The 17,050-nt window shown below is 64.8% G+C and carries 10 protein-coding genes and 3 rRNA genes; 12 read left to right on the top strand and 1 reads right to left on the bottom strand.

Features of this window, described 5'->3' with window-relative positions:
- Positions 1–85 precede the first annotated feature (85 nt).
- The 12 genes from tyrS (at position 86) to EDC82_RS08150 (ending at position 16,053) form a co-directional block, all read left to right on the top strand.
- Entirely contained in the window at positions 86–1,348 is a 1,263-nt protein-coding gene (gene tyrS / locus EDC82_RS08205; protein WP_062256459.1) for a tyrosine--tRNA ligase, read from the top strand.
- A gap of 487 nt (positions 1,349–1,835) precedes the next feature.
- Positions 1,836–3,357 (top strand): 16S ribosomal RNA (locus EDC82_RS08200).
- Between the two features lie 373 nt (positions 3,358–3,730).
- A 23S ribosomal RNA gene (locus tag EDC82_RS08195) occupies positions 3,731–6,831 on the top strand.
- 89 nt (positions 6,832–6,920) lie between these two features.
- Positions 6,921–7,038 (top strand): 5S ribosomal RNA (gene rrf, locus EDC82_RS08190).
- The 16S, 23S and 5S rRNA genes sit together here, the layout of an rRNA operon.
- Before the next feature lie 861 nt (positions 7,039–7,899).
- Positions 7,900–8,724, top strand: coding sequence for a lipopolysaccharide assembly protein LapB (locus EDC82_RS08185; RefSeq protein WP_131941138.1), 825 nt, complete (start codon positions 7,900–7,902; stop codon positions 8,722–8,724).
- Positions 8,717–9,682, top strand: a complete 966-nt coding sequence (locus EDC82_RS08180; RefSeq protein WP_062258109.1) for an HAD-IIA family hydrolase — start codon at positions 8,717–8,719, stop codon at positions 9,680–9,682. The genes EDC82_RS08185 and EDC82_RS08180 overlap by 8 nt, the downstream gene beginning before the upstream one ends.
- Complete coding sequence (locus tag EDC82_RS08175; RefSeq protein WP_062258110.1) at positions 9,679–9,975, top strand: hypothetical protein; 297 nt, start codon at positions 9,679–9,681, stop codon at positions 9,973–9,975. The genes EDC82_RS08180 and EDC82_RS08175 overlap by 4 nt, the downstream gene beginning before the upstream one ends.
- Positions 9,972–10,790 (top strand): TlyA family RNA methyltransferase, encoded by an 819-nt coding sequence (locus EDC82_RS08170; protein WP_062258112.1) that lies wholly within the window; start codon positions 9,972–9,974, stop codon positions 10,788–10,790. Before EDC82_RS08175 ends, EDC82_RS08170 begins: the two co-directional genes overlap by 4 nt.
- Positions 10,790–11,698 carry an NAD kinase gene (locus EDC82_RS08165; RefSeq protein ID WP_062258114.1) on the top strand — a complete coding sequence of 303 codons (909 nt, stop codon included), beginning with the start codon at positions 10,790–10,792 and terminating at the stop codon, positions 11,696–11,698. Before EDC82_RS08170 ends, EDC82_RS08165 begins: the two co-directional genes overlap by 1 nt.
- A 58-nt stretch (positions 11,699–11,756) precedes the next feature.
- Positions 11,757–13,508, top strand: coding sequence for a DNA repair protein RecN (gene recN, locus EDC82_RS08160; protein WP_131941136.1), 1,752 nt, complete (start codon positions 11,757–11,759; stop codon positions 13,506–13,508).
- 79 nt (positions 13,509–13,587) lie between these two features.
- Positions 13,588–15,225: a CTP synthase gene (locus EDC82_RS08155; RefSeq protein WP_131942035.1), complete on the top strand. Its 1,638-nt coding sequence runs from the start codon at positions 13,588–13,590 to the stop codon at positions 15,223–15,225.
- A gap of 153 nt (positions 15,226–15,378) precedes the next feature.
- Positions 15,379–16,053, top strand: a complete 675-nt coding sequence (locus EDC82_RS08150; protein ID WP_115296136.1) for an NUDIX hydrolase — start codon at positions 15,379–15,381, stop codon at positions 16,051–16,053.
- 4 nt (positions 16,054–16,057) lie between these two features.
- Here EDC82_RS08150 and EDC82_RS08145 read toward each other — a convergent pair whose 3' ends face one another.
- Positions 16,058–17,038, bottom strand: a complete 981-nt coding sequence (locus tag EDC82_RS08145) for an asparaginase (RefSeq protein WP_131941133.1) — start codon at positions 17,036–17,038, stop codon at positions 16,058–16,060.
- Positions 17,039–17,050: the final 12 nt, after the last annotated feature.

The following is a 17,050-nucleotide window of genomic DNA, read 5'->3' as shown; positions in this document are numbered from 1 at the left end:
CAGGCGCGCCGGATCGGGCGGTCGTGGGAGACTCTGGGGTGGGTGCGTGATCCGCGCAACCGAAGCATCTGACGAAAGGGACGACGTGAGCAACATCCTCGACGAGCTGCAGTGGCGCGGAGCGGTGGCGCAGACCACCGACGAGACGCAGCTGCGTGACGCGCTCGCGAACGGACCGCTCACGGTGTATTGCGGCTTCGACCCGACGGCGCCGTCCCTGCACTTCGGCAACCTCGTCCAGCTGATCCAGCTGCGACGGCTGCAGCGCGCCGGGCATCGCGTCATCGTCCTCGTCGGAGGTTCGACGGGTCTCATCGGTGATCCGCGCCCCAGCGCGGAGCGCGTGCTCAAGACGAAGGACCAGACGGCGCAGTGGGTCGCGCGCATTCGTGAGCAGGTGCAGCCGTTCCTCGACTTCGACGGCGACAACCCCGCCATCGCGGTCAACAACCTCGACTGGACTCAGGGCATCTCGGCCCTCGACTTCCTGCGTGACTACGGCAAGCACTTCCGCGTCAACGGGATGATCAAGAAGGACGCCGTCGCGGCGCGCCTCAACTCCGAGCAGGGCATCAGCTACACGGAGTTCAGCTACCAGATCCTCCAGGCCCTCGACTACCTGCACCTGTTCCGCGAGTACGGCTGCACCTTGCAGCTCGGCGGCTCCGATCAGTGGGGCAACCTCATCGCCGGCTCTGATCTCATCCGTTCGGTGGAGGGCAAGAGTGTGCACGTGCTCACCTCGCCGCTGCTCACGGACGCGTCCGGGCAGAAGTACGGCAAGTCGGAGGGCAATGCCATCTGGCTCGACGCGCAGATGACGAGCCCGTACGCCTTCTACCAGTACTTCCTCAACGTCGAGGATTCCGAGGTCATCAAGCTCATCAAGTTCATGACCGATCGGACGAAGGACGAGGTCGCGGAGCTCGAACGCGCCGTGGCCGAGGAACCCTTCAAGCGAGTGGCGCAGAAGACGCTGGCGGCCGACGTCACGACGCTCGTGCACGGTGAGGCGGCGACGGCCGGCGCCATCGCGGCGAGTGAGGCGATGTTCGGCAGGGGTGACGTGACGGCCCTCGACGCGGGGACGCTGCGTGACGCCGTCGCGGAGTTGCCTGGGGGAGAGGTTTCGCCGGGTACCACCCTGACGGACGCGCTCATCGCGGTGGGCATCGCGGAGTCTCGCAATGCGGCCCGACGTCTCATCGGGGACGGCGCCATCTCCGTGAACAACGCGAAGCTCGACGACCCGGAGCACGAACTGAGCGCTGACGACTTCCTCCACGGCGTGGCCGCGATCATCAAGCGTGGGCGCAAGCACCAGGCAGCCGCGCGGCTCGCGCACTGACCGAGACGACAACGGGGGCTCACCATGACGGTGGGTCCCCGTTGCGCATCCCGGGGTGGTGGCCGCACCCGGGCGGTCGATTTGGCAGCACCCGCCGCGCTGTGTAATGTTCTCTGAGTCGCCGCGAGCGGGGAGCTGGAAACAGCCACTCACTCGGACGGCTCTTGGTCACCAATTCGACTGGGACGCAACGAATTACAGCAATGTGGTTCCAAGCGCCGAGTTGAAGTCGGGGAGCGAGGGTGGTAAGGTTGACGAGTTGCCCCGAGCGGGGCGGGAAACAAACAGGGTTCCTGCTTCGTGCGGTGTGCGATGGTGTTTTGAGAACTCAACAGCGTGCCGATGTGATCATCGCCAAACATTTTAGTGGCACTTATGGAGTGTCGCGTGTTTTGGCTGAGTGATTAATGATTGTACAGAACAACGATGACCCTTCTGGGGTTGTTGTTTGTCACCGTTTTTTTCTCGGCCAGGGTAACAAATTTTTTCTACGGAGAGTTTGATCCTGGCTCAGGACGAACGCTGGCGGCGTGCTTAACACATGCAAGTCGAACGATGAAGCACCAGCTTGCTGGTGTGGATTAGTGGCGAACGGGTGAGTAACACGTGAGTAACCTGCCCCTCACTCTGGGATAAGCCTGGGAAACTGGGTCTAATACTGGATACGACCGATCTCCGCATGGAGTGTTGGTGGAAAGTTTTTGTGGTGGGGGATGGACTCGCGGCCTATCAGCTTGTTGGTGGGGTAATGGCCTACCAAGGCGACGACGGGTAGCCGGCCTGAGAGGGCGACCGGCCACACTGGGACTGAGACACGGCCCAGACTCCTACGGGAGGCAGCAGTGGGGAATATTGCACAATGGGCGAAAGCCTGATGCAGCGACGCCGCGTGAGGGATGACGGCCTTCGGGTTGTAAACCTCTTTCACCAGGGACGAAGCTAACGTGACGGTACCTGGAGAAGAAGCACCGGCTAACTACGTGCCAGCAGCCGCGGTAATACGTAGGGTGCGAGCGTTGTCCGGAATTATTGGGCGTAAAGAGCTTGTAGGCGGTTTGTCGCGTCTGCTGTGAAAGACCGGGGCTTAACTCCGGTTCTGCAGTGGGTACGGGCAGACTAGAGTGTGGTAGGGGAGACTGGAATTCCTGGTGTAGCGGTGAAATGCGCAGATATCAGGAGGAACACCGATGGCGAAGGCAGGTCTCTGGGCCATTACTGACGCTGAGAAGCGAAAGCATGGGGAGCGAACAGGATTAGATACCCTGGTAGTCCATGCCGTAAACGTTGGGCGCTAGGTGTGGGACTCATTCCACGAGTTCCGTGCCGCAGCTAACGCATTAAGCGCCCCGCCTGGGGAGTACGGCCGCAAGGCTAAAACTCAAAGGAATTGACGGGGGCCCGCACAAGCGGCGGAGCATGCGGATTAATTCGATGCAACGCGAAGAACCTTACCAAGGCTTGACATACACCGGAATCATGCAGAGATGTGTGCGTCTTCGGACTGGTGTACAGGTGGTGCATGGTTGTCGTCAGCTCGTGTCGTGAGATGTTGGGTTAAGTCCCGCAACGAGCGCAACCCTCGTTCCATGTTGCCAGCACTTCGGGTGGGGACTCATGGGAGACTGCCGGGGTCAACTCGGAGGAAGGTGGGGATGACGTCAAATCATCATGCCCCTTATGTCTTGGGCTTCACGCATGCTACAATGGCCGGTACAGAGGGTTGCGAAACCGTGAGGTGGAGCTAATCCCAAAAAACCGGTCTCAGTTCGGATTGGGGTCTGCAACTCGACCCCATGAAGTCGGAGTCGCTAGTAATCGCAGATCAGCAACGCTGCGGTGAATACGTTCCCGGGCCTTGTACACACCGCCCGTCAAGTCACGAAAGTCGGTAACACCCGAAGCCGGTGGCCTAACCCTTGTGGGGGGAGCCGTCGAAGGTGGGACTGGCGATTGGGACTAAGTCGTAACAAGGTAGCCGTACCGGAAGGTGCGGCTGGATCACCTCCTTTCTAAGGAGCATCAAGCCCTTGCCACACCGTACGTGTGTGGGGGGTGCTCATGGGTGGAACGATGATCATGGTGCAGCCTGCATGGTTGCCGGCATCAGCGAGTACGAACCAGTCATACGCATCTTGATCCCTTGATGGGGTGAGGATGTGGGGCTGGTTGGGGAAAGCATGGTGGTGGTGAGTGTGTTGAGGTTGTGTTCGGCGCGTTGTTGGGTTCTCAGGACACGGATCGTGTTCTGGGGTTGTGGTCAACACAAGATCACACACCAAGTGAAGACTCTTCATCTTGTTGGATGGGGTTTGGGTGTGTGGGGTTGTGTGTGGCGTGTTGTTTGAGAATTACACAGTGGACGCGAGCATCTAGTATCTGTGATCTTAAGTTTTTAAGGGCACACGGTGGATGCCTTGGCACCAGGAACCGATGAAGGACGTTGTAATCTGCGATATGCCTCGGGGAGTCGATAAACAGGCTGTGATCCGGGGATTTCCGAATGGGGAAACCCGCCATGAATCATGTCATGGCACCTGCACCTGAACACATAGGGTGTTGGGAGGGAACGTGGGGAAGTGAAACATCTCAGTACCCACAGGAAGAGAAAACAAGAGTGATTCCGTGAGTAGTGGCGAGCGAAAGCGGATGAGGCTAAACCATGATCGTGTGAGACCTGTCAGGGGTTGCGGTTGTGGGGTTGTGGGACAGTGCTGATCCTCACTGACATGAGGGTGCGCAGTAAGAAACCATGTGCGTAGTTGAACAATCTTGAATGGTTGAGCGTAGAGGGTGCGACTCCCGTAGACGAAACGTGTGTGGCTGTGTTGTGCTGTTTCCCAAGTAGCACGGGGCCCGTGAAATCTCGTGTGAATCTGGCAGGACCACCTGCTAAGCCTAAATATTCCCTGGTGACCGATAGCGGACTAGTACCGTGAGGGAAAGGTGAAAAGAACCCCGGGAGGGGAGTGAAATAGATCCTGAAACCGTGTGCTTACAATCCGTCGGAGCCTCTGTGTGGGGTGACGGCGTGCCTTTTGAAGAATGAGCCTGCGAGTTAGTGCTCAGTGGCGAGGTTAACCCGTGTGGGGTAGCCGTAGCGAAAGCGAGTCCGAATAGGGCGTTTGAGTCGCTGGGTCTAGACCCGAAGCGGAGTGATCTACCCATGGCCAGGTTGAAGCGCCGGTAAGACGGCGTGGAGGACCGAACCCACTTAGGTTGAAAACTGAGGGGATGAGCTGTGGGTAGGGGTGAAAGGCCAATCAAACTCCGTGATAGCTGGTTCTCCCCGAAATGCATTTAGGTGCAGCGTCGCGTGTTTCTTGCCGGAGGTAGAGCTACTGGATGGCTGATGGGCCCCACCGGGTTACTGACGTCAACCAAACTCCGAATGCCGGTAAGTGAGAGCGTGGCAGTGAGACTGCGGGGGATAAGCTTCGTAGTCGAGAGGGAAACAGCCCAGATCATCAGCTAAGGTCCCTAAGCGTGTGCTAAGTGGGAAAGGATGTGGAGTTGCTGTGACAACCAGGAGGTTGGCTTAGAAGCAGCCACCCTTTAAAGAGTGCGTAATAGCTCACTGGTCAAGTGATTCCGCGCCGACAATGTAGCGGGGCTCAAGCACATCACCGAAGCTGTGGCAATGACACACTGACCCTTAACGGGGGTGTTGTTGGGTAGGGGAGCGTCGTGTGGCGAGTGAAGCGGCCGAGTGATCGAGTCGTGGATGCTACACGAGTGAGAATGCAGGCATGAGTAGCGAATGACGGGTGAGAAACCCGTCCGCCGAATAACCAAGGGTTCCAGGGTCAAGCTAATCTGCCCTGGGTAAGTCGGGACCTAAGGCGAGGCCGACAGGCGTAGTCGATGGACATCCGGTTGATATTCCGGAACCGGCGAAGAACCGCCCATACTGAACCATGGGATGCTAAACACCCGAACCATGCCAACCGGTCCTTCGGGATCATCTGGTGTGGGGAGCGTGTGACCCGATCGTGTAGTAGGTAAGCGATGGAGTGACGCAGGAAGGTAGCCTCCGCGGGGCGATGGTAGTCCCCGTCCAAGCATGTAGGCCCACTGGTAGGTAAATCCGTCAGTGATGTGGCTGAGATGTGATGGTGACCACGTATGTGGGAAGCAGGGTGATCCTATGCTGTCGAGAAAAACTTCTAGCGAGGTTCGAGCCGCCCGTACCCCAAACCGACTCAGGTGGTTAGGTAGAGAATACTAAGGCGATCGAGTGAATCGTGGTTAAGGAATTCGGCAAAATGCCCCCGTAACTTCGGGAGAAGGGGGGCCCAAGCCTTGAAGCCCGTACGGGCTAGGGGTGAGGGTCGCAGAGACCAGGGAGAAGCGACTGTTTACTAAAAACACAGGTCCGTGCGAAGAAGTAATTCGATGTATACGGACTGACGCCTGCCCGGTGCTGGAAGGTTAAGAGGACTGGTTAATCACTTCGGTGGTGAAGCTGAGAATTTAAGCCCCAGTAAACGGCGGTGGTAACTATAACCATCCTAAGGTAGCGAAATTCCTTGTCGGGTAAGTTCCGACCTGCACGAATGGCGTAACGACTTCTCCACTGTCTCAACCACGAACTCGGCGAAATTGCAGTACGAGTAAAGATGCTCGTTACGCGCAGCAGGACGGAAAGACCCCGGGACCTTTACTACAGTTTGGTATTGGTGTTCGGTACGGCTTGTGTAGGATAGGTGGGAGACTGTGAAGCATGCACGCCAGTGTGTGTGGAGTCATTGTTGAAATACCACTCTGGTCGTATTGGGCTCCTAACTTCGGTCCGTGATCCGGATCAGGGACAGTGCCTGATGGGTAGTTTAACTGGGGCGGTTGCCTCCTAAAGGGTAACGGAGGCGCCCAAAGGTTCCCTCAGCCTGGTTGGCAATCAGGTTTTGAGTGTAAGTGCACAAGGGAGCTTGACTGTGAGACAGACATGTCGAGCAGGCACGAAAGTGGGGACTAGTGACCCGACGGTGGCTTGTGGAAGCGCCGTCGCTCAACGGATAAAAGGTACCCCGGGGATAACAGGCTGATCTTGCCCAAGAGCTCATATCGACGGCATGGTTTGGCACCTCGATGTCGGCTCGTCGCATCCTGGGGCTGGAGTAGGTCCCAAGGGTTGGGCTGTTCGCCCATTAAAGCGGTACGCGAGCTGGGTTTAGAACGTCGTGAGACAGTTCGGTCCCTATCCGCTGTGCGCGTAGGAAACTTGAGAAGACCTGTCCCTAGTACGAGAGGACCGGGATGGACGAACCTCTGGTGTGTCAGTTGTTCCGCCAGGAGCACCGCTGATTGGCTACGTTCGGAAGTGATAACCGCTGAAAGCATCTAAGCGGGAAGCACGCTTCGAGATGAGGTTTCCATACACCTTGTGTGTGAGAGGTTCCCTAGAGACGATGGGGTTGATAGGCCGGATGTGGAAGACCAGTAATGGTTGTAGCTGACCGGTACTAATGAACCGATAACTTATTATCACACTCAGTATTGTTGTGCTAGTGCTCGCGTCCCTGTGTAATTCTGAAACAATACACTCGCCATGATGGGTTGATATGTTTCATAGTGTTACGGTGGTTATAGCGAAGTGGGAAACGCCCGGTCACATTCCGAACCCGGAAGCTAAGCCCTTCAGCGCCGATGGTACTGCACTCGGTAGGGTGTGGGAGAGTAGGACACCGCCGGACTTCTTCAACAGAAGGGTCCTTGATCTGATGAACGTCGTGTTCCTTGAAGCCCCCGACGGGTGGCTCGGAGCTTGAACAGTTCTTGGATCAAGGGCCCTTCTTTCATGTATGCCCTGGCTGCGCAGCCGTGGTCGATGCCCTCGCTCCGTCGTAGCAATGGGTGCCGGCTCGCCCGAGGCGCCGCCCTCGTGCCACGATGTCTATTGCCCGTCCTGAGAAGAGGAAGACATGCCTGACGAGAACACCGAGAACACGCCAGAGCGTCGCGAACGCAGTTCGCGCTGGTCGCAGGGAGGTCGCGAGGCGGCCTCCGGCGAGCGTCGCCCGGCTCGTGACGACAGGGGTTCCCGTGAGCAGCGGGGTCGGTTCGAGCGCGACGATCGTCGCTCGTCAGGTCGCGACGAGCGAAGCAGCTATGGACGGGGCAGCGACCGTCGTGACGACCGTAGAGGTGTCCGCCGCGATGAGCGTGGCTACGGTGGCCCGCGTCGGGACGACGAGCGGGGTCGTGACGATCGCCGTTCCTTCGGTCGTGACGATCGTGGGGGTTTCCGTCGGGACGACCGTGGCGGGGACGAGCGCAGCTATGACAGACCGCGTCGGGATGACGAGCGGGGTCGTGAGGATCGTGGGGGTTTCCGTCGTGATGACCGTGGCCGGGACGACCGCCGCTCGTCTGGGCGTGATGAGCGTGTTGGTTACGGACGCGGTTCGGATCGTCGTGACGAGCGGGGTGGCGGTTTCCGTCGGGATGACCGCAGCGAAAACCGTGGCGGGTTCACCGGCCGGGGGGACCGCGGTGCCGGCTGGTCGGACGAGCAGTCGTCGATTCGTGGCCCGCGCAGCTGGGACGCGAAGGCCGTGGGGGACGAGCGTCCCCGTCGCAAGCCGGAGCCGGTGCTGCCGGAGGACATCACGGGCTATGAGCTCGACAAGGCGGTTCGTCAGCAGCTGCGTACCCTGAGCAAGGAGAACGCCGAGGGCGTCGCCAAGCACCTCGTCGCTGCCGCCGAACTGCTGGACGAGAACCCGGAGAAGGCGCTCGACCACGCGCAGCACGCCGTGAGCCGGGCCGGCCGGGTTCCGGCAGCGCGCGAGGCGCTCGGTCTGGTCCTCTACCGAACGGGCGAGTTCGCCGAGGCACTGCGTGAGTTCCGGACCGCGCGCCGGCTGTCCGGCTCCGACCACCTGCTGCCGTACATGGTCGACTGCGAGCGTGGCCTGGGGCGCTACGAGCGGGCCCTCGAGCTGGCGAACTCTCCGGAAGCGCAACGCCTCTCTGAGGCCGACAACATCGAGTTGGCCATCGTCGTCTCCGGCGTGCGCCGCGACATGGGACAGTCGCGGGCTGCCGTCGTCGGACTGCGCATTCCCGCCCTGCAGAAGGCGACGACGCAGCCCTGGGCCGCTCGTCTGTTCTACGCGTATGCTGACGCGCTGCTCGACCTGGGTGAGCGGGAGGAAGCGCGGGCGTGGTTCGTCAAGGCCGACGCGGCCGACCGTGATGGCGAGACGGACGCCGCCGACCGCATCGACCAGATCGACGGCTTCGAGCTGACCGACCTCGCGCCGGAGGACGAGCAGGACGTCGACCCGCATCTCGCCGAGCTCGACCTGAGCGCGTTCGGCGCCGTACCGCCGAACGAACCGTCAGCGTCGGTCGGGGAACAGGACCCCCGTGACTGAAGGCCTGCTCGACCGGTACGACGGCATCGTCTGCGACCTCGACGGCGTCGTCTACGCAGGGCCCGGCGCCATCCCGCATGCCATCGCGAGCCTCCAGAGCGCGCGCGAACATGGGACGCGCGTCGTCTACGCGACGAACAACGCCTCGCGTCCCCCGTCGGCCGTCGCGGCGCATCTGCGTGAGCTCGGGCTGCGTCTAGACGACGAGGACGTCGTCAACTCGTCGATGGCGGCAGCGCACGTGCTGCGCGAGAGTGGCGCGCAGGTGCGTATCGTCCTGCCGATCGGCGGGGAGGGCGTCGCCCGAGCGCTGAGGGAGGCCGGTTTCGTCTGCGTCGGCGACGACGATGCAGGTGCAGCGACCGGCGACATCGATGCCGTCGTCCAGGGCTACGGGCCGGATGTCCGTGCGACGGACCTCGCGGCCGCAGCGCACGCCGTCAACGGTGGTGCGCGCTGGGTCGCGACGAACACTGACCTGACCTTGCCGACCGAGAAAGGGATCGCACCCGGCAACGGCTCGCTCGTCCAGGCCGTCCGCAATGCGGTGGCGGTCGATCCCGAAGTGGCCGGCAAGCCCATGCCCGTCATGTACGACATGGCGAGTGAGCGCATCGGCGCGGCCGACGCGGCGCGCGTCCTTGCTGTCGGCGACCGGCTCGAGACGGATATCGAAGGCGCGACCCGCGGCGGGTACGACAGCGTGCTCGTGCTCACCGGCGTTCACGGCCTCGCGGACGCAGCCGCGGCACCGAAGGAGCGTCGCCCGACGTACGTGCTCGCGGATCTGCGCGGGTTGACGCAGCCGTACGAGGTCGAGACTGCCGGGAAATGCGACGCGGGGGCGAGCATCGCTCGCGTGCGCGGTCTGCTGACGTCCCTGTGGGAGCGCGTCGATGCGGGAGACCTCTCCGCCGAGGACGCGGCGCGCGAGATGCGTCAGGCGTGCGGGTCATGAGCATCGGGGTGCCCAGCCCGGGTGAGCTCGCCCAGCGGGCCGAGGGCCGTCGTGTGATCGCCGGGGACGGCCCGGTCGGTGACACAGAACTGGACGATGCCGTGAGCCGCCTGCGCGAGAGCGTCGATGCGATGGCCGGCGAGTCGACGGGCGGCAATGGGTCGGTCGGCAGAGCGTCGAATGACAGCGGGTCCGAAAGCTGTGGGCCCGACGTCGATGCCGCCGACGTCATCGCTCGTGCACACGACGTCCATGAGAGCTTGCAGCGACGCCTCGAACAGGCCCAGGCATGAGTGGTGTGCGACTCGACGCCGCCCTCGTGGCGCGCGGCCTCGTGCGTTCTCGCGCCCAGGCGAAGGAGCTGCTCGACGCGGGGAGGGTGCTTGTCGACGGCAAGGTCGAGGCGAAGGCGTCGACCAAGGTGAGCGACGCGCAGAACGTCGAGATCGAGGGCGACCTCGACCACTACGTGGGCCGTGCCGCACACAAGCTCCTCGCCGCGTGCGAGGCCTTTCCGGGTGTCGCGACCCGCGTCGCCGGAGCGCACGCCATCGACGTCGGCGCCTCGACCGGTGGGTTCACGCAGGTGCTGCTCGAACGGGGGGCGGCTCACGTCGTCGCTCTCGACGTCGGGCACGGCCAGCTCGCCGAACCGGTCAAGAGCGACCCGCGCGTCACCGATCTCGAGGGCGTCAACGTCCGCGACGTCGTGAGCGCGACGCAGCTCGACGGCTCACCGTTCGCACTCGTCGTCAGCGATCTGTCGTTCATCTCGCTGACGCTGGCGCTGCCCCACATGTCCTTTCTGCTCGCCGACGACGGTGATCTCATCGCGCTCATCAAGCCGCAGTTCGAGGTCGGACGCGAGAGACTGGGCAGGACGGGCGTCGTGACGTCAGTCGAGCAGCGTCGCGAGAGCATCGAGAAGGTGCTCGCGTGCGCGTCCGAACTCGGCCTCGCCGTGCACGGTCTCGCGTGGAGCCCGATGGTGGGCAGCCACGGCAACCACGAATACCTCGTCTGGTTGCGTCGCGCCGCGGTCGGTGGCGCACTCGACGACGCCTCCGCCAACCAGCGAATCCGCGACCTCACGCGAAGGAGCGAGTGATGAACCGCCGCGTCCTGCTCATCGGCCACCCGCGCCGGCCCGAGGCCTACGAGGTCGCCGAGCGACTCGTCGAAGGGCTGACGGCCGCCGGGATAGAGGTCGCGGGCATCGCCGACGAGCTGGCGGCCTTCGGGATCGCGCAGCGGCCGGGCGTCGTCACCGTCGCGCCGGAGGAAGCCGGGGTGGCGTGCGAGCTCGCCGTCGTCCTGGGCGGTGACGGCACGATCCTGCGCGCCGCCGAACTGTCGCGCGACTGCGGGGTGCCGCTGCTCGGCATCAATCTCGGCCACGTCGGGTTTCTCGCCGAGGCGGAGAAGGAGGACGTCGAGCGGATCGTCGCCTGCGTGCGTGAGCGCTCGTGGATCGTCGAGACCCGCGCGACGCTCGAGGTCGTCGCGACCGACGGGCGCGGTGAGGTGGAACTGCACCGCGGGTGGGCGCTCAACGAGGCGAGCATCGAGAAGGCCGCACGAGAGCGCATGCTCGAACTGACCGTCGAGATCGACGGCCGTCCCCTCGCGTCCTGGGGCGCTGACGGCGTCGTCATCGCGACGCCGACGGGGTCGACGGCCTATGCCTTCAGCGCGGGAGGACCGGTCGTGTGGCCGGACACCGAGGCCATCCTCCTCGTGCCGATCTCGGCGCATGCGCTGTTCGCGCGCCCGCTCGTGCTGGGGCCGCTCGCGCAACTTGCCGTCGAACTCGTGCCCGGTGCGCAGGGGCGCGCCGTGCTGTGGTGTGACGGGCGGCGCCCGTTCGATCTGCCCGACGGCGCCCGTGTCGAGGTGCACGCGAGCGACAAGCCCGTCACGCTGGCGCGCCTGAGCACCGCGCCGTTCACGGATCGTCTCGTGCGCAAGTTCGACCTGTCGGTCGAGGGCTGGCGCGGCACGCGACGCGCGCATTGAAAAGTTCATCTGTTCGTAAGCGTGTTCGAATCACCATTCGTCGCGTCGTGCCCCTAGGGTGGGAAGCGTGCTGAGGGAAATCCGGATTCGCAACATGGGTGTCATCGCCGACGCGACGCTCGAACTCAGCCCGGGGCTCAACGTGGTCACCGGCGAGACGGGCGCGGGTAAGACGATGGTCGTCAGCGGTCTCGGGCTGCTGCTCGGTGAGCGTGCTGACGCCGATCGGGTGCGCACGGGGGAGAAGTCGGCGCTCGTCGAGGGGTTCCTCGACGTGCCGGGCGAGCATGTGAGCGCGGCCGCGCTGGCCGATGAGTTCGACGTGGAGGCGGGCGACGAGGTGATCCTCAGCCGCTCGGTGGCCGCGACGGGGCGTTCGCGTGCGCAGGTGGCCGGGCGCAGTGTCCCCGCAGGCGTGCTGGCGCGCATCGGGCATGAGCTGGTCGCGGTGCACGGGCAGGCCGACCAATGGCGGCTCAAGCAGCCCGAGGAGCACCGTCAGATCCTCGACGCGTTCGCAGGCCCCGAACTCTCGGAGGTGGCGCAGCGCTACCGCGACGGGTATGTGAGGCTGAAGGCGCTGCGGGCCGAGCGGCGCGAGTTGACGCTCAAGGCGCAGGAGCGCGCGCAGCGGCTCACGATGCTCGAGGCTGGAATCGCGCGCATCGACGAGATCGAGCCGATCGAGGGTGAGGACGTCGAACTCGCGGCGGAGAGTGAGCGGCTCACGCATGCCGAGGATCTCCTGGCCGCCTCGCGTGGTGCGGGTGCGGCCCTGGCCGGCGACGAGTTGTCGCCCGACGAGCCGAATGCGCTGGCGCTCATGGCTGCTGCGCGCAGTGGGCTCGAGTCGGGTGTGACGCTGGACGCCGACCTCGCACCGTTCATCGAGCGGTTGCGGGAGGTGCAGACGCTCACGGCCGACCTCGCCGCGGACGTGGCGCAGTACGCGGCCGCCATCGACATGGATCCGCAGCGGTTGCAGGAGGTGCATCAGCGGCGCGCCGCCATCACCCAGCTGCTCAAGGCGTACGGGCCCGAACTCGACGACGTGCTCACGTGGCGTGAACAGGCCGGGCGTGAGGCGCAGGAGCTCGCCGGCTCGGACGATCGCATCGCCGCGATCGACGCCGAGGTCGCGGGGCTCACGCCGAAGGTCGGGGCTGATGCTCTCGCGCTGCACGATCTGCGTCGATCCGCGGCCGAGCGACTGGGTGAGGCTGTCACGCAGGAGCTGCATCACCTCGCGATGGGCTCGGCTCGCCTCGTCGTCGAGGTCTCGATCGCCGAAGCCGACAAGGGCCTCGAACTGCCCGACGGGCGCCTCGTCAAACCCTCGGAGCACGGCATCGACGACGTCACGATCCTGCTGTCGGCCAACCGCGGCATGGATCCGAAGCCGGTGACGAAGGCCGCCTCCGGTGGTGAGCTGTCGCGCGTCATGCTCGCCCTCGAGGTGGTGACGTCGACGGGCAGCGTGCCCACGTTCGTGTTCGACGAGGTGGACGCCGGCGTCGGGGGCGAGGCGGCGCACGACATCGGCGCGCGCCTGGCGCGGCTCGCGCAGAGCGCACAGGTCATCGTCGTGACGCACCTCGCGCAGGTCGCGGCGTACGCCGACAACCACCTCGTCGTCCACAAATCGCATGACGGCGCCGTCACCGAGAGCGGCGTCGCCGCCGTCACGGGTGACGCGCGCGTCACCGAGATCGCGCGCATGCTGGGTGGCGACACGACAAGCGCGGTCGCGCGCGAGCACGCCGAATCGCTGCTGACGGCCGCCGGCGCGTCACAGAAGGCGAGCGCCTGAGCGTTCTCTCGGTTCACATCCATCGTGCGGCAACCCTGTCGCCCGAACACCTCTCGATGAAGTAGGCTGGCATTCCGTGGTGGATCAGACGACGAAGCATATTTTTGTCACCGGAGGCGTGGCCTCCTCCCTCGGAAAGGGCCTTTCGGCATCCAGTCTCGGCCGTTTGCTGCGTTCGCGCGGCCTGCGCGTTACGATGCAGAAGCTCGACCCCTACTTGAACGTCGACCCGGGGACGATGAACCCGTTCCAGCACGGTGAGGTGTTCGTCACCGAAGACGGCGCGGAGACCGACCTTGACATCGGTCACTACGAGCGATTCCTCGACGTCAACCTGCACGGGCGCGCCAACGTCACGACCGGCCAGGTGTACTCCGACGTCATCGCCCGCGAGCGCCGCGGGGAATACCTGGGTGACACGGTGCAGGTCATCCCGCACATCACGAACGAGATCGTCGAGCGCATGCGCGCCGAGGCGAACGGTGACGACGCACCCGACATCATCATCACCGAGATCGGTGGCACCGTCGGCGACATCGAGTCCTTGCCGTTCCTCGAGGCCGCACGCCAGGTGCGCCACAACGTGGGCCGCGACAACGTCTTCTTCCTCCACGTCTCGCTCGTGCCGTACATCGGCCCCAGCGGTGAGCTGAAGACGAAGCCTACGCAGCACTCCGTCGCTGCACTGCGTCAGGTCGGCATCCAGCCCGACGGGCTCATCCTGCGCGCCGATCGCGAGATCCCCGAGCCGATCAAGCGCAAGATCTCGCTCATGTGCGACGTCGACTCCGAGGCCGTCGCGGCCGCCGTCGACGCGCCGAGCATCTACGACATCCCGCGCGTGCTGCACTCTGAGGGGCTCGACGCGTACGTCATCCGCCGCCTTGGCCTGCCGTTCCGTGACGTCGACTGGGCCCAGTGGGACAAGCTCCTCGACCACGTCCACCGTCCGGCGCACGAGGTCGAGATCGCCCTCGTCGGCAAGTACATCGACCTGCCCGACGCCTACCTGTCGATCACCGAGGCGATGCGCGCCGGCGGTTTCCATCACGACACGAAGGTGAAGATCCGCTGGGTCGCCTCCGACACCTGCACGAGCGACGCGGGCGCGAAGAAGGCGCTGTCGGGTGTCGACGCGGTGCTCGTGCCCGGCGGGTTCGGCGTGCGCGGCATCGAGGGCAAGCTCGGCGCGCTGAAGTGGGCCCGTGAGAACAAGGTGCCGACGCTCGGCATCTGCCTCGGCCTGCAGTGCATGGTCATCGAGTACGCGCGCAACGTCGCGGGCATCGCTGACGCGTCGAGCTCCGAGTTCGACCCCGAGACGTCACACCCCGTCATCGCGACGATGGAGGAGCAGAAGTCGTTCGTCGAGGGCGCCGGCGACCTCGGTGGCACGATGCGCCTCGGCGCCTACCCGGCGAAGCTGCTCGACGGCTCGGTCGTGTCGAACGCCTACGGCACGACGGAGGTGAGCGAGCGTCACCGTCACCGCTACGAGGTGAACAATGACTACCTCGAGCAGGTCACCGACGCTGGACTCGTCGTCTCGGGTACGCACCCCGAGCTCGGGCTCGTCGAGTTCGTCGAACTGCCGAAGGACGTCCACCCGTACTACGTCTCGACGCAGGCTCATCCGGAGTTCAAGTCGCGACCGCACCGCGCGCACCCGCTGTTCGCGGGGCTCGTCCAGGCCGCGCTGGAGCGACCGAGCAAGTGACGACGTGCGGCTGCTGTTCGGGCCGCGTGTCATGAATCGAGGAGGGCGATGCCGGAGACGGCGCCGCCCTCCTCGGCGTTTCTTGGGACGTCGGCCTGCGACGTAGCGGCCGGGCGCGACCGGGTGCCAGTCCGGTGTGTCAGGATCGGTGGCATGACTTCCATGCACCCCACGATCACCCCCAGCGAACTCGTCGACGACTACACCCCCGCGCCCGTCGTGCGCAGCGACGTCGTCTACGAGGGATGGGTCTGGGACGTCGTCCAGGAGGAAGCCGATCTCGGCGATGCCGGGCGCGTCACCCGTGACTTCGTCCGCCATCCGGGCGCCGTCGCCGTCCTCGCGATGCGCGGCGAACCCGGCGCCGAGGAGGTGCTCGTCATTCGCCAGTACCGGCACCCCATCGGTGCGCAGGAGTGGGAGATCCCGGCGGGGCTGCTCGACGTCGACGGCGAGCTGCCGCACGAGGCGGCGCTGCGTGAGCTCTACGAAGAGGCCGACCTGCGCGCCGGGCGTCTCGACCTGCTCATCGACTACGCCTCGTCACCGGGCGGGCTCTCGGAGCAGCTTCGCGTCTTCCTCGCCCGCGACCTCACCGACGTGTCGGAAGATGACCGGTTCGAGCGCGAGGAGGAAGAACTCGACATGCCGACCGGCTGGGCTCGCCTCGACGACGTCGTCGACGCAGCGCTCGCCGGGCGCCTCCACAACCCGGCGCTGCTCATGTCATGCCTCGCGGCTCGCGCGGCGCGCGACGCGGGCTGGGCACCGTTGCGCGCCCCCGACACCCCGTGGTCGGTGCACCCCGCCTTTGCTCCGAAGCAGTAGCGGGTCAGCGGTAGCCGCCGCGGCGGCGCACCTCGGCGGCGATGCTCTCGCGTGAGGCCCCGGTGGCCAGCATCGTCATGACGAGCAATCGCACCTGCACGGCGCGCAGGTAGCCACCCATGACGACGCCGCGGCGCTGGAGGTCGACCTCCGCGCCGACCGCACCGTACGTCTCGACGAGCGCCGGGCCCGAGAAGGTCCGGCTCGTCATGATGACGGGAATGCGGGCCGCGATGTGTCCGACGCTCTCGGCCCACCACCCGGGCACGTGCCCGGCTCCGAGGCCGGCGATGACGAGCGCGTCGGCGCCCGCGCTCACGGCGTCGAGCGCCCGCGCGGACTGCCCGAGTGCCACCGTCAGGACGGGCACCTCGGCGTCGACCGCGTCAGGCCGGGGGAGGGCCGGCAGTCGCACGGGGCGGTGGAAGAGGTGGGTATGACCTTCGAGGACGCGCCCGATCGGGCCGCAGTCGGGGGAGACGAACGTCGTGAGCGATGACGTGTCGCCCTTCGTCACCGAGCGCGCCGCGTGGATCTCATCGGCGAACACGGCGACGACGCCCAGCCCACGCGCGGCGTCGCTCGCGGCGACGCGGATCGCGGCGAGCATGTTGGCGGCTCCGTCGGCCCCGGCCATCGTCGGGTTGCGCATCGCGCCCGTGACGGCGAACGCGCGCCCGTCGTCCCAGAGCAGGTCGAGCAGGTAGGCGCTCTCCTCGAGCGTATCGGTGCCCTGGACGAGGACGAACCCGTCGGCGTCGGAGGCACTCGCGCGCTGCAGCACCTCGAGCAAGTGCGCCGGGGTGAGCGAACCGCTCTGTTCGCGCGCGATCGTCTCGCCGGTGAGGTCGACGTCAGCTGCGTCGAGGCCGGGGACAGCGGCGATGAGGTCGTCGGCGCCGAGCGTGGGGCGCACTCCGGCGCCGTCATCGGAGGACATGGAGATGGTTCCGCCGAGGAAGTACATCGCGATCCGCTTCGTCATGGCGCACAGGTT

It is taken from the genome of Dermacoccus sp. SAI-028, from assembly GCF_004346775.1.
Lineage (GTDB): Bacteria > Actinomycetota > Actinomycetes > Actinomycetales > Dermatophilaceae > Dermacoccus > Dermacoccus nishinomiyaensis.
This window is presented reverse-complemented; position numbering and strand designations above follow the sequence as displayed.

Bases quoted from the DNA above. Each gene is read 5' to 3' on its own strand.
- EDC82_RS08165 (WP_062258114.1), top strand. From the start codon at position 10,790: ATGAACCGCCGCGTCCTGCTCATCGGCCACCCGCGCCGGCCCGAGGCC.
- EDC82_RS08170 (WP_062258112.1), top strand. From the start codon at position 9,972: ATGAGTGGTGTGCGACTCGACGCCGCCCTCGTGGCGCGCGGCCTCGTG.
- EDC82_RS08150 (WP_115296136.1), top strand. From the start codon at position 15,379: ATGACTTCCATGCACCCCACGATCACCCCCAGCGAACTCGTCGACGAC.
- EDC82_RS08145 (WP_131941133.1), bottom strand. From the start codon at position 17,038: ATGACGAAGCGGATCGCGATGTACTTCCTCGGCGGAACCATCTCCATG.
- EDC82_RS08175 (WP_062258110.1), top strand. From the start codon at position 9,679: ATGAGCATCGGGGTGCCCAGCCCGGGTGAGCTCGCCCAGCGGGCCGAG.